This window comes from Streptomyces apocyni, from assembly GCF_009739465.1.
Taxonomy (GTDB): domain Bacteria; phylum Actinomycetota; class Actinomycetes; order Streptomycetales; family Streptomycetaceae; genus Streptomyces; species Streptomyces apocyni.
The window spans coordinates 84029-97259 of record NZ_WHOM01000072.1 but is presented as its reverse complement, the minus strand read 5'-3'; the positions used below and the strand labels follow the sequence as shown (position 1 = coordinate 97259).

The 13231-nt window shown below is 71.6% G+C and carries 12 protein-coding genes; 1 reads left to right on the top strand and 11 read right to left on the bottom strand.

The window, feature by feature from the left end; all coding sequences use genetic code 11:
• The 9 genes from GCN81_RS25730 to GCN81_RS25690 form a co-directional block, all read right to left on the bottom strand.
• Positions 1-974, bottom strand: a 974-nt coding sequence (locus GCN81_RS25730; RefSeq protein WP_156727150.1) for an XdhC family protein, incomplete at its 3' end; no start/stop codon positions are given.
• Between the two features lie 43 nt (positions 975-1017).
• Complete coding sequence (gene pucD / locus GCN81_RS25725; protein WP_156726883.1) at positions 1018-3399, bottom strand: xanthine dehydrogenase subunit D; 2382 nt, start codon at positions 3397-3399, stop codon at positions 1018-1020.
• A gap of 1 nt (position 3400) precedes the next feature.
• Positions 3401-3949, bottom strand: a complete 549-nt coding sequence (locus GCN81_RS25720) for a (2Fe-2S)-binding protein (RefSeq protein ID WP_156726882.1) — start codon at positions 3947-3949, stop codon at positions 3401-3403.
• Entirely contained in the window at positions 3940-4830 is an 891-nt protein-coding gene (locus GCN81_RS25715; protein WP_156726881.1) for an FAD binding domain-containing protein, read from the bottom strand. Before GCN81_RS25715 ends, GCN81_RS25720 begins: the two co-directional genes overlap by 10 nt.
• 256 nt (positions 4831-5086) lie before the next feature.
• Entirely contained in the window at positions 5087-5506 is a 420-nt protein-coding gene (locus GCN81_RS25710) for a VOC family protein (RefSeq protein ID WP_156726880.1), read from the bottom strand.
• 132 nt (positions 5507-5638) lie between these two features.
• Entirely contained in the window at positions 5639-6823 is a 1185-nt protein-coding gene (locus tag GCN81_RS25705) for a hypothetical protein (RefSeq protein WP_156726879.1), read from the bottom strand.
• Positions 6805-7563 carry an ABC transporter ATP-binding protein gene (locus tag GCN81_RS25700; protein ID WP_156726878.1) on the bottom strand — a complete coding sequence of 253 codons (759 nt, stop codon included), beginning with the start codon at positions 7561-7563 and terminating at the stop codon, positions 6805-6807. Before GCN81_RS25700 ends, GCN81_RS25705 begins: the two co-directional genes overlap by 19 nt.
• Positions 7564-7846: 283 nt before the next feature.
• On the bottom strand, positions 7847-9226 hold the full coding sequence (locus GCN81_RS25695; RefSeq protein WP_156726877.1) for an aspartate aminotransferase family protein: 1380 nt from the start codon (positions 9224-9226) through the stop codon (positions 7847-7849).
• Positions 9211-9702, bottom strand: coding sequence for an Lrp/AsnC family transcriptional regulator (locus GCN81_RS25690; RefSeq protein WP_197287779.1), 492 nt, complete (start codon positions 9700-9702; stop codon positions 9211-9213). The genes GCN81_RS25695 and GCN81_RS25690 overlap by 16 nt, the downstream gene beginning before the upstream one ends.
• A 176-nt stretch (positions 9703-9878) precedes the next feature.
• Between GCN81_RS25690 and GCN81_RS25685 the strand changes: the two genes are divergently transcribed.
• Positions 9879-11318: a gamma-aminobutyraldehyde dehydrogenase gene (locus GCN81_RS25685; RefSeq protein ID WP_156726875.1), complete on the top strand. Its 1440-nt coding sequence runs from the start codon at positions 9879-9881 to the stop codon at positions 11316-11318.
• A 121-nt stretch (positions 11319-11439) separates the two neighbouring features.
• Here GCN81_RS25685 and GCN81_RS25680 read toward each other — a convergent pair whose 3' ends face one another.
• Positions 11440-12117, bottom strand: a complete 678-nt coding sequence (locus GCN81_RS25680) for a glycerophosphodiester phosphodiesterase (protein WP_156726874.1) — start codon at positions 12115-12117, stop codon at positions 11440-11442.
• Positions 12118-12140: 23 nt separating this feature from the next.
• A complete protein-coding gene (locus GCN81_RS25675) occupies positions 12141-13196 on the bottom strand; it encodes an adenosine deaminase (protein WP_231626967.1) in 1056 nt (351 codons plus the stop codon).
• Positions 13197-13231 lie beyond the last annotated feature (35 nt).

Sequence of the window (13231 nt, the reverse complement as noted above, 5' to 3'; positions counted from 1 at the left end):
CCGACTTCGCGCAGGCGGCGGTTGCGGTCTTCGTGGGTGCGGCGGGATCCCATGGCGCCGATGTAGGCGACCGGGAGGGTGAGGGCGAGTTTGATGAGCGGGACGTCGAACTTGGCGTCGTGGGTGAGGACGCACAGCACCGTGCGGCCGTCGACCTCCGCCCTCGTACGCTCCAGAAACTTGTGGGGCCACTCCACGACGATGTCGTCCGCCTCGGGGAAGCGGGTGCGGGTGGCGAATACCGGGCGGGCGTCGCAGACGGTGACGTGGTAGCCGAGGAACTTGCCGACCCGTACCAGCGCCGACGCGAAGTCGATCGCGCCGAACACGATCATCCGGGGCGCGGGCACGCTCGACTCCACTAGCAGCGTCACAAGTTCGCCCGCCTGTGTGCCGTCCTCGCCGAGCGCGCAGGAGCCGTCCGCGCCGAGGGTGAGCGTGCCCGTACGACCGCCGTCCAGCATCGCGGCCGCCTCGCCCGCGACGGTGTGGTCCAGGCCGGGGTGGCCGCCCAGGCCGCCGTCGTACGAGCCGTCGGAGCGTACGTACAAGGCCCGGCCCTTCAGTTCGGCGGGACCCTCGATGATCCGGGCGAACGCCGTGGCTTCCCCGGACGCGGCGGCGGCCAGGGCCGCCTCGAAGACCGGGCGGCCCGGGGTGTCCGTACGGACCGGGGTGACCAGGATGTCGATCACTCCGCCGCACGTCAGACCGACCGCGAAGGCGTCCTCGTCGCTGTAGCCGAACCGCTCCACCACAGACCGGCCGTCGGCCAGAGCCTGCTGGCACAGCTCGTACACCGCGCCCTCCACACACCCGCCGGAGACCGACCCGATCGCCGTACCCTCGCTGTCCACGGCGAGCGCGGCACCAGGCTGCCGGGGCCCGCTCCCGCTGACGGCCACCACCGTGGCCACCGCGAAGTCACGGCGCTGCCCGGCCCACCGGTGGAGCTCTTCGGCGATGTCCAGCATGGTGGCCTCCGGTCAGTCGCGGGGGAGTGGGGGAGCGGACGGGTCAGGTGCCGGTCAGGTGCTCGGGCCGCACCGGCACTCGGGTCAGGGCCAGGCCCGTGGCCTGCCGTACCGCCGCGACCACGGCCGGGGTGGACGACAGCGTCGAGGCCTCGCCGACCCCGCGCAGGCCGTATGGCGCGTGGCTGTCGGCCAGTTCGAGCACGTCCACCGGGAGCGGCGGGGTGTCGAGGATGGTGGGGATCAGATAGTCGGTGAAGGAGGGGTTGCGGACCTTCGCCTCCGGGTCCAGCACGATCTCCTCCATCACCGCCAGGCCGAGGCCCTGCGTCGTACCGCCCTGGATCTGGCCCACGACCGACAGCGGATTGAGCGCCTTGCCGACGTCCTGGGCGCAGGCCAGCTCGACGACCTTGACCAGACCGAGGTCGGTGTCCACCTCGACGACCGCGCGATGCGCGGCGAAGGAGTACTGAACGTGGCCGTTGCCCTGGCCTCGCTCGTGGTCCAGGGCCTGGGTGGGGCGGTGCCGCCATTCCAGCTCCCGTTCGACCGGGTCCCCTTCGAGTACGTCCGCCAGGTCGGCCAGCGCCTCGCCGCCATCGGTGACGATCTTGCCGCCCTCCAGCAGGAGTTCGGCCGTCGCCCAGGCGGGGTGGTACGAGCCGAACTTCCGCCGCCCGATCTCCAGGACCTCCGCCCGGACGGCCTGACAGGCATGGCGTACGGCGCCCCCGGTGACGTAGGTCTGCCGCGAGGCGGAGGTCGAACCGGCGCTGCCCACCGCGGTGTCGGCGGGCTGGATCGTCACCTGGGCGACACCGAGTTCGGTACGGGCGATCTGCGCGTGCACGGTGACCCCGCCCTGGCCGACCTCCGCCATCGCCGTGTGCACCGTCGCCACCGGCTCGCCGCCGACGACTTCGAGCCTGACCCGGGCCGTCGAGTAGTCGTCGAAGCCCTCGGAGAAGCCGACGTTCTTGATGCCGACCGCGTAGCCCACACCCCGTACGACGCCTTCGCCGTGGGTGGTGTTGGACAGGCCGCCGGGCAGGGCGCGCAGATCCGCGCCCTCGCCCGCCGACTCCCACTGCCGCTCGGGCGGCATCGGCATCGACCTGACCCGGCGCAGCAGTTCGGCCACCGGCGCGGGTGAGTCGACCGGCTGCCCTGTGGGCATCAGGGAGCCCTGCTCCATGGCGTTGAGCTGCCGGAACTCCACCGGGTCCAGGTGCAGTTCGGCCGCGACCCGGTCCATCTGGGACTCGTAGGCGAAGCAGGCCTGGACGGCGCCGAAGCCGCGCATCGCGCCACAGGGCGGGTTGTTGGTGTAGAGCCCGATGGCCTCGATGTCGACGTTCTCGCAGGTGTACGGGCCGAGGCCCAGCGACGCGGCGTTCCCGACGACGGCCGGGGTCGATGACGCGTAGGCGCCGCCGTCCAGCACGATGCGGGCGGCGACATGGGTGAGCTTGCCCTCGCGGGTCGCGCCGTGCTCGTAGGTGATGCGCGCCGGGTGGCGGTGCACATGGCCGAAGAACGACTCGTAGCGGTTGTAGACCATCTTCACCGGCTTGCCGGTGTGCAGGGCCAGCAGCGCGGCGTGGGCCTGCATGGACAGGTCCTCGCGGCCGCCGAAGGCGCCGCCGACGCCGGAGAGGGCGAGCCGCACCTTGTCCTCGGGGAGGCCGAGCACCGGGGCGATCTGCTCGCGGTCCACATGCAGCCACTGCGTCGAGACGTACAGATCGACGCCGCCGTCGTCGGCCGGGACCGCGAGCCCCGACTCCGGGCCGAGGAAGGCCTGGTCCTGCATGCCGACCTCGTAGTCCTGGCGCACGATCACCGCGGCACGCGCGCGTCCCGCCTCGATGTCGCCGCGCCGGACGGGCTGGCGGCGCACGATGTTGGGATGGGGGACGTGCGGGGCGTGGTCGTCGTCCCGGTCCGGGTGCAGCAGCGGGGCGCCGGGGGCGGTGGCCGCGGCCTCGTCGGTGACCGGGGGCAGCACGTCGTACTCCACGACGATCTTGGCGGCGGCGCGGCGCGCTGTCTCGGGGTGGTCGGCGGCGACCAGGGCGACGGGCTCGCCGTGGAAGCGGACCCGGCCGTCGCAGAGCACCGGCTGGTCGCGGAGCTCCAGACCGTACCGCTTGGCGGCGGGCAGGTCGGCATACGCCAGCACCGCGTACACCCCCGGCTGGAGCAGCGCGTCGGTGAGGTCGATCCGGGTGATCAGCGCGTGGGCGTGCGGGGCGCGCAGGGTGTGGCCCCAGAGCATGTCCTCGTGCCACAGGTCGGAGGCGTACGCGAACTCGCCGGTGGTCTTGAGGGTGCCGTCGGGGCGCAGCGTGGACTCGCCGACGCCGCCCTTGGTCCCCGAACCCTGGGTGATCCGGGTGGGGACTCCCACGGTGCCGGTCATGTCAGCCGCCCTCTCGCCGTCGCGTCTCGCCCCGCGCGGCCGCCAGGCGGACCGCGTCGAGGATCTTCTCGTACCCCGTACAACGGCAGAGGTTCCCCGAGAGTGCCTCACGGATGTCGGCGTCTGAGGGATCGCTGTCGCGCCTGAGGAGGTCGTCGGCCGCGACCAGCAGCCCGGGGGTGCAGAAGCCGCACTGGACGGCGCCCGCGTCGATGAACGCCTGCTGGATCGGGGCGAGTTCGCCGCTCCTGTCGTCCTCCGAAGAGTCGCCCGACGGGTCGCTCGAAAGAGCGCTTGAAGGGGCGCTCGCCCCCGGGAGTCCCTCGACGGTCAGCACCTCGCGGCCCTCGGCCTGCCCCGCCGCGACCAGGCAGGAGCAGACGAGGACATCGTCAAGGCGGACCGAGCACGAGCCGCATTCGCCTTGCTCGCAGGCGTTCTTGGAGCCCGGCAGCCCCATCCGCTCGCGCAGCACGTACAACAGGGACTCGCCTTCCCAGACGTCGTCCACCTGCCGGGGGCGGCCGTTGACCCGGAGGTTCACGCGCATGGCGCCCTCCGCTCGCTCTCGCGGTACGACTCCCAGCACCAGGTGAGGGTACGGCGGGCCAGCACGCCGATCGCGTGGCGGCGGTAGGCCGCGCTGCCCCGTACGTCGTCGATCGGGTTGCAGGCGCCCGAGGCGAGCCCGGCGAACCGCGCGCCGATCGACGGCGGGACGGCCTCGCCGGTGTCCCAGAAGCCGCCCTCTTCGAGCGCCGCGTTCAGGAACTCCTCGGCCGCCCGCGCCCGGATCGGCGTCGGGGCGGCCGAGCCGATGCCGGTGCGTACCGTACGGCTCTCGGGGTGGAGGGCGAGCGAGAACGCGCAGACCGCGATCACCATCGCGTTGCGGGTACCCACCTTGGAGAACTGCTGCGGCCCGTCCGCCCGGTCGATGTGGACGGCCCTGATCAGCTCGTCGGGCGCGAGCGCGTTGCGCTTGACGCCGGTGAAGAACGCGTCGATCGGGACCCGGCGGGAGCCGCGCGCCCGTGACTCCACCTCGACCTCGCAGCCCGCCGCCAGCAGCGCGGGATGCGCGTCTCCCGCGGGCGACGCGGTGCCGAGGTTGCCGCCGACACTCCCACGGTTGCGGATCTGCGGCGAGGCCACCGTGTGCGAGGCGAGCGCCAGGCCCGGCAGATCATGGCGGAGCTCCGCCATGATCTGGGTGTACGGGACGGAGGCGCCGAGCCGGACCGTCCGTTCGCCGACCTCCCACTCGCGCAGCTCGGCGACCCGGCCCAGGTCCAGGAGGTGGTCCGGGCGGCGGAGGTCGAAGTTGATCTCGACCATCACATCGGTGCCGCCCGCGATCGGCACAGCGGCAGGGTGCGCTGCCTTGGCGGCGAGCGCCTCCTCCCAGCTGGCGGGACGAAGGAAGTCCATAGGGCCAGTATTGACCCAACCCTCCCCTCGGGCCGATCTTGAGAGCCGGTCTTTGAACCCCCGCCTGCGCCCCGACGCCCGGCACGCACCCTCGCCGCACGGCGCCGCGGGACAGGTGGCTCCTTCCCCAAGCTCTCGGCTTCGCTCGAGCAGGGGAGACCCCATCCATGACCTGCGACTCCGCACGCCGAGCGCACGCACCGAACGCCGCTGCGCCCGCGCTCCGCGCGAACGACGGGGGTTCAAAGACAGGCTCTCAGCCCTGGACCGCGGCCGGGTCCATCCACATGACCTCCCAGTGGTGCCCGTCCGGGTCCTGGAAGGAGCGGCCGTACATGTGGCCGAAGTCCATCGGCTCCTTGGCCGGGGAGCCGCCAGCGGCCAGCGCCCGGTCCGCGAGCTCGTCGACCTTCTCGCGGCTCTCGGCGCTCAGGGCCACCAGCACCTCGGTGCTCTTGGTGGCGTCGACGACGGGCTTGGTCGCGAACTCCGCGAAGCGCGGCTCGCTGAGCAGCATCGCGAAGATGGTGTCGCTGATGACCAGGCAGGCGGTGGTCTCATCGGAGAACTGCTCGTTGAAGGAGTAGCCCAGTTCGCTGAAGAACTTCTTGGATACGTCGAGGTTCCTGACCGGAAGATTGACGAAGATCATCTGCTGGTAGCCGGTGTTCGCCATGGTGACTCGCTCCTCGTGTGTCTTGTGTCTTTCCCGTCGGTGTTCCGTACGGGTGCCGCGTTGTTCGTAGGGGTAGACGGCGGTGCCCGGCAGGAATCATCGGTCCCGGCCAAGGGAATTTCCGTATGTCCCTCAGCGGGCCAGCGGAAGCGCCGCCAGCGCCGCGACAGCCAAGGTCAGTGGGGCGAACACCGCGAACAGCGCACCCGCGCGCAGGGCCAGCGCCCCGCGCAGCAGCGAGCGCGGCGCGCCGAGCCTGACCAGCGCCGCCGTGGTGTGGGCACGTGCCTGCCGGGACTCCTCCGCCGCGGTCGCCAAGGTCAGCAGCGGGCAGCCCACCACCAGGACGGCCCCGAGTACGGTCAGCGGGCCGACCTGCGGCTGCCGGGCGCCGTACAGCACGGCCGCCGCGATCACGCCCGCCGCCACCGCGCACACCACGCCCAGCGGCCGCCCGATCCGCCGCGACTCCTCGCGCAGCACCCGGCCCGCGAGCAGCCGGGCCGCGCCGGGCCGCAGCGTCGCCAGCAGGCGCCCGCACAGCGCGGTGAGCCCCGGCCCGGCCAGCGCGAGCCCGAGCGCGGTCACCGCCCACCCGGCGAGCACGCCGACCGGAATGCCCGCCATCCGCCCCGGCATCGGCAGACTGTCCGCCGTGGCGTCGGCCGTGGCCGCGTACGTCTCCACGGCCAGGCCCACGGCGATCAGCGCCACGCCCCACGGCAGTCCCGTCGGCGCGGGCGCGGGGGGCGTGGGCTGCCGCGGGTTCTCCTCGTCACGGTGGCCGGGCTGGCTGGACTGGCGGGACGTACGCGGACGCAGGACCAGCGCGGCGCAGCAGGAGGCGATCACCGGGGTCAGCGCCAGCAGCGTCAGAGCGGCGGCCAGCGGCAGCGACTGCCCGCCGCCGAGCAGGTCGGCCGCGGCCCCGTCGAAGGGCAGCCCGGTCAGGTCACCGCGCAGATGCAGGAAGAACAGCAGCGCCAGCAGCGAGCCGAGCGTGCACGCCATCGCCGTGGTCGCCGCGGCCAGCAACGCGAGGCGGCCGGGCCCGAGCCCGAGCGCGGAGAGACCGGGCCGCGGCCGGGTCCCGGGGTCCGTACGCGCCACGGCCACCGCGAGGTGCACGGTGGCGGCGAGCGGCACGGCGCACCAGGCGAGCCGCAGCACGGCGCTCTGGGTGGCTCCCGGGTGCCCCATCGCGTACCCCAGGGCGCACAGCAGCAGAAATCCGGTCCCGGCGGCGGCCGCGGCGACCGCGAGGCGTCGGATCTGGACCAGGGGGTGGGCGCCGCGCGCTAGGCGGAGAGCGAGCACGCCGCGCCCTTCGGTTCCGGGGCCTGAGCGACGCGTACGGCGCCCGCGCGGCGGCCGTCGAGCAGTGAGACGGTGCGGTCGGCGAGGGGGGCGTCGGCCGCCGATGTGCTCCCGGTCACGGCCGGGTCGTGGGTGGCCAGCACGACGGTGATGCCGTGTGAGCGGGCCGCCGTGGTCAGCGTACGCAGCACATGGACGCGGTCGGCGCGGTGCAGCGGGGCGGTGGGCTCGTCGGCGAAGAGCACGGTGGGCTCGGTGACCAGGGCGCGGGCGATGGTGACGCGCTGCCGCTCGGCCTGCAGCAGCGCGTAGGGCCGCCTGCGGGCGCAGGGCCCGACGTCCAGGCGCTCCAGCCACTCCAGGGCGGTCTTGCGGGCGGCGCGGTGTGAGTCACCGCGCAGCAGCAGCGGCAGGGCGGCGTTCTCCCAGGCGGTGAGTTCGGGCACCAGCTGCGGCTCGGGGTCGATCCAGCCGAACCGGTCGCGGCGCAGCCGCTCGCGTACCAGGGGCCCCATGGTGTGCACCGGTGTCGAGTTGAACCACACCTCGCCGCGCTCGGGCGTCAACTGCCCGGACAGACACCGCAGCAGCGTCGTCTTGCCGCACCCCCGGGGGCCCGCCACGGCGAGGATCTCGCCCTCGCGCACCCCGATCGACACGCCGGTGAGCGCGGGGGAGCCGTTGTGGGATACATGCAGGGAGCGTGCCCAGAGCACGTCGTTGTCCGGCGGGGCCACCATGGGGAAACACCTCGGTTCAGTCGCTCCGGCTACACAGGGCCTTCCCCCTGTGGGCCGTCCCCCGTACGACGGAACGAGAGAGCGGCCGATCAGTCACCGGCTCTAAGCGACTGACGGTAGGGACCGCCGTGGGACGGGGCGCACAGCACACGGCCCGGGTTGGTCCGTTCTCACTCGAACGGGTCAACCCGGGCCGTATGGCGTCCCGGCGGGTGTCAGAAGCGCCGGAAGTGCTGGGAGCACCGGTACGCGCACGCGCTGGAGGCGTCAGCGCGTCAGCGCGTCACAGCTTCGTCCAGGCCTCCGACAGGACGTTCCGCAGGATTCCCTCGATCTCGTCGAAGGTCGACTGGTCGGAGATCAGCGGCGGCGCCAGCTGGACGACCGGGTCGCCACGGTCATCGGCGCGGCAGTAGAGGCCGTTGTCGTACAGCGCCTTGGAGAGGAAGCCGTACAGGACGCGCTCGGTCTCCTCGTCGTTGAAGGACTCCTTGGTGGCCTTGTCCTTCACCAGCTCGATGCCGTAGAAGAAGCCGTTGCCCCGGACGTCGCCGACGATCGGCAGGTCCTTGAGCTTCTCCAGCGTGGCGAGGAACGCGCCCTCGTTGTCCAGCACATGCTGGTTGAGGCCCTCGCGCTCGAAGAGGTCGAGGTTGGCGATGCCGACCGCGGCGGAGACCGGGTGGCCGCCGAAGGTATAGCCGTGCAGGAAGGTGTTGTCACCCCGGTAGAACGGCTCGGCGAGCTTGTCGGAGATGATGCACGCGCCGATCGGGGAGTAGCCCGACGTCATGCCCTTGGCACAGGTGATCATGTCCGGTACGTAGCCGAACTTGTCGCAGGCGAACATCGTGCCGAGGCGGCCGAAGGCGCAGATGACCTCGTCCGAGACGAGCAGGACGTCGTACTGGTCGCAGATCTCGCGGACCCGCTGGAAGTAGCCGGGCGGCGGCGGGAAGCAGCCACCGGCGTTCTGCACCGGCTCCAGGAAGACGGCGGCGACCGTCTCCGGGCCCTCGAAGAGGATCTGCTGCTCGATCTGGTCGGCGGCCCAGCGGCCGAAGGCCTCGGGGTCGTCGCCGTGGATCGGGGCGCGGTAGATGTTGGTGTTCGGCACCTTGTGCGCGCCGGGCACCAGCGGCTCGAAGGGGGCCTTGAGGGCCGGGAGGCCGGTGATGGACAGGGCGCCCTGGGGGGTGCCGTGGTAGGCGACCGCGCGCGAGATGACCTTGTACTTGGTGTGCTGGCCCTTGAGCTTGAAGTACTGCTTGGCCAGCTTCCAGGCGGTCTCCACGGCCTCACCGCCACCGGTGGTGAAGAAGACCTTGTTCAGGTCGCCGGGCGCGTGGTGCGCCAGCCGCTCGGCCAGTTCGACGGCCTTCGGGTGGGCGTAGGACCACACCGGGAAGAAGGCGAGCTCCTGAGCCTGCTTGTACGCGGTCTCGGCGAGCTCGTGGCGGCCGTGGCCCGCGTTGACCACGAACAGGCCGGAGAGGCCGTCGAGGTAGCGCTTGCCCTGGTCGTCGTAGATGTAGGTGCCCTCGCCGCGCACGATGGTCGGCACAGGGGCATTCTCGTACGAGGACATGCGGGTGAAGTGCATCCACAGGTGGTCGTACGCGGTCTGCGAGAGGGACTTGCTCACGGCTATCGGGTTCCCCACATGTAGGTCTGCTTCTTGAGCTTGAGGTAGACGAAGCTCTCGGTGGAGCGCACCTGGGGGAGGGCCCGGATGCGCTTGTTGATCACGTCGAGCAGGTGGTCGTCGTCCTCGCAGACGACCTCCACCATCAGGTCGAAGGAGCCCGCGGTGAGCACCACGTACTCCACTTCCGACATGGCGGCGAGTGCGTCCGCCACGGGGTCGAGGTCGCCCTCGACATTGATGCCGACCATCGCCTGGCGCTTGAATCCCACGGTGAGTGGGTCGGTGACGGCGACGATCTGCATCACGCCCTGGTCGAGCAGCTTCTGTACGCGCTGGCGTACGGCGGCCTCGGACAGGCCGACCGCCTTGCCGATGGCGGCATACGGACGGCGTCCGTCCTCCTGGAGCTGCTCGATGATGGCGAGGGAGACGGCGTCGACGGTAGGTGTCGATCCGTTCCCGGTCCTGGAGTCTGCGCTTCGGCTGGCCACGACCTCACTGTGCACGAGGTCTCGTCTGTTCCGCAACCCCGAATCGATGAAATTCGTTGTCTGTGAGATCGAAACACGCGGATTTCGCAGATGTGACCGGCTGGGTATGTCGAAAGCGTCGGTGTACGGACTAGGGTGGGCATCTCACCCATTGGACATCTGATCAGGAGGCAGCAGTGACCACCCAACTGCGTCGGCTGCGCAACTACATCGACGGGGAGTTCCGGGACGCCGCGGACGGGCGGACCACCGAGGTGGTCAACCCGGCTACCGGTGAGGCGTACGCGACCGCCCCGCTCTCCGGCCAGGCGGACGTGGACGCCGCCATGGCGGCCGCCGCCGCCGCGTTCCCGGCCTGGCGGGACCTCGTCCCGGCCGAGCGCCAGAAGGCGCTGCTGAAGATCGCCGACGCCCTCGAGGAGCGGGCCGAGGACCTGATCGCGGCCGAGTCCGAGAACTGCGGCAAGCCGATCGGGCTCACCCGCAGCGAAGAGATCCCGATGATGCTGGACCAGATCCGGTTCTTCGCGGGCGCGGCGCGGATGCTCGAAGGCCGCTCGGCGGGCGAGTACATGGAGGGTCTGACCTCCATCGTCCGCCGCGAGCCGATCGGCGTCTGCGCGCAGGTCGCGCCGTGGAACTACCCGATGATGATGGCCGTGTGGAAGTTCGCCCCGGCGCTCGCCGCGGGCAACACCGTGGTCCTCAAGCCGTCGGACACCACCCCCGCGTCCACGATCCTGATGGCCGAGATCATCGGCTCGATCGTGCCCAAGGGCGTCTTCAACGTCGTCACCGGTGACCGCGACACGGGCCGCGCGATGGTCGAGCACCCCAGCCCGGCGATGGCCTCCATCACCGGCTCGGTACGTGCCGGTATGCAGGTCGCCGCGTCCGCGGCCAAGGACGTCAAGCGGGTCCACCTGGAGCTGGGCGGCAAGGCCCCGGTGGTGGTCTTCGAGGACACCGACATCGCCAAGGCTGTTGGCGCCATTGCCGAGGCCGGGTACTTCAACGCCGGACAGGACTGCACGGCCGCCACCCGTGTGCTGGTCCACGAGTCCATCCACGACGAGTTCGTGACGGCGCTCGCCAAGACCGCGTCCGACACCAAGACCGGTATGCCGGACGACGAGGACGTGCTCTTCGGCCCGCTGAACAACCCGAACCAGCTCGCCCAGGTCGAGGGCTTCATCGACCGCCTTCCGGCGCACGCGAAGGTCGAGGCGGGCGGCCAGCGGGTCGGCGACAAGGGGTACTTCTACGCGCCGACCGTCGTCTCGGGCCTCAAGCAGGACGACGAGATCATCCAGCAGGAGGTCTTCGGCCCGGTCATCACGGTCCAGTCCTTCACGGACGAGGCCCAGGCCATCCAGTACGCGAACGACGTCGAGTTCGCCCTGGCGTCCTCGGTGTGGACCAAGGACCACGGCCGCGCGATGCGCCTGTCCAAGGCCCTTGACTTCGGCTGTGTGTGGATCAACACCCACATCCCGCTGGTCGCCGAGATGCCGCACGGCGGCTTCAAGAAGTCCGGCTACGGCAAGGACCTGTCGGCGTACGGCTTCGACGACTACACCCGCGTCAAGCACGTCATGACCTCACTCGAGGGCTGACGGGCTGACCGTCAGACCCGCAGAGCCGCACGGGGCGGGCAGCGGACCAACTGGTCCCGCTGCCCGCCCCGTTGTCTGCCGCCGGGTGGTCGCCCGGGCCGCGTCCGGCGCGTCAGGCGCGTCAGGCGCGGAGGGCGCAGAGGGTGTCTACGCGGTTTGTGGTGATGGAGTCGACGCCGAGGGCGAGCAGGCGGCGCATGGAGCGGGTGGTGTCCGGGGTCCAGCAGGAGACCAGGAGGCCGTCCCGGTGGACACGGGTGACCAGGTCCTGACTGAGCAGGCCGAAGCGGTAGTTGAGCCAGCGCGGGCGGATCGCCTCGAGCAGTTCGGGGCGGGCCGGGGCCAGAGTCTTCCAGGTGAGCGCGATCTCGGCGTATGGGTCCGCGTCGCGGACCAGGCGCATGGTCGTGGGGCCCGCGCAGTAGTAGGCGCGCTCGGCGGCCCCGCAGTCCTGGACGGTACCGACGATGGTGCGGACCGCCTCGGGCGTCGCGTCCGGCAGGTCGACCATGATCCGGTCGCCGTCCGTCGCCCGGAGCGCCTCCTCGAGGGTGGGCACGCCGCCGCCGGTCAGGCCCCGTACCTCGGCGGCGGAGAGCTGGTCGAGCGGCCGATCGTGGCCCCACAGGCGCTTCAGCGTGGTGTCGTGCAGCAGGACGGGGACGCCGTCGCGGGTCAGCCGTACGTCGATCTCGACGGCGTCCGCGCCCGCGGCCAGCGCGGAGCGCAGCGAGGCCAGGGTGTTCTCGCGGACCCGGTACGGGGCGCCGCGGTGGCCCACGGCGGTCACGGAGCGCATGGGTCCATTGTGGTCAGGCGGGATCACGGCGCCAACCGTGCCGCGGCGGCGGCGCCGAGGGAGGAGTCGGTGTACGCGTCGATCTCGGCGGCGATCCGCGCCTTGCCCGCGTCGTCGAGGAAGGAGGCGCCGACGGCGTTCTTGGCGAGCTCCGCGACGCCCCGCTCGTCGAGGCCGAGCAGGCGCGCGGCGACCAGGTACTCGTTGTTCAGGTCGGTACCGAACATCGGCGGGTCGTCGGAGTTGACCGTCACCAGCACGCCCGCGGCGACCATCTCCCGGATCGGGTGCCGCTCGAGGTCGGCGACCGCGCGGGTCGCGAGGTTCGACGTCGGGCAGACCTCCAGCGCGATGCGGTGCTCGGCGAGGTACGCGAGGAGCTCGGGGTCCTGGGTGGCGCTGGTGCCGTGCCCGACGCGCTCCGCGCGCAGCGAGGTCAGCGCGTCCCAGATCGTCTGCGGCCCGGTCGTCTCGCCCGCGTGCGGTACGGAGTGCAGCCCGGCGGCGATCGCCCGGTCGAAGTACGGCTTGAACTGCGGGCGCTCGACGCCGATTTCCGGGCCGCCGAGCCCGAAGGAGACCAGACCCTCGGGGCGCAGCCCCTCGGTGACCGCGAGCCGGGCGGTGACCTCGGCCGCTTCGAGTCCGGCCTCGCCGGGGATGTCGAAGCACCAGCGCAGTACGACGCCCAGCTCGGCCTCGGCCGCCTTGCGGGCGTCCTCGATCGCCGACATGAAGGCGGACTCGTCGATCCCCCGGCGCACCGAGCTGTACGGCGTGACGGTCAGCTCGGCGTAGCGGATGTTCTGGCGGGCCATGTCACGGGCGACTTCGAACGTCAGCAGGCGGACGTCGTCCGCGGTGCGGACCAGGTCCACCACGGACAGGTACACCTCGATGAAGTGCCCGAAGTCCGTGAACGTGAAGTAGTCGGCGAGGGCCTCCGGGTCTGTGGGGACCTTGGAGTCCGGGTGCCGGGCCGCCAGTTCCGCGACGATCCGAGGTGACGCGGAGCCGATGTGGTGCACATGCAGCTCGGCCTTGGGCAGTCCGGCGACGAAGGCGTGCAGGTCAGTCAACGTGTCCTCCCGGAGCGATGCGCTCGGCCGGTGCG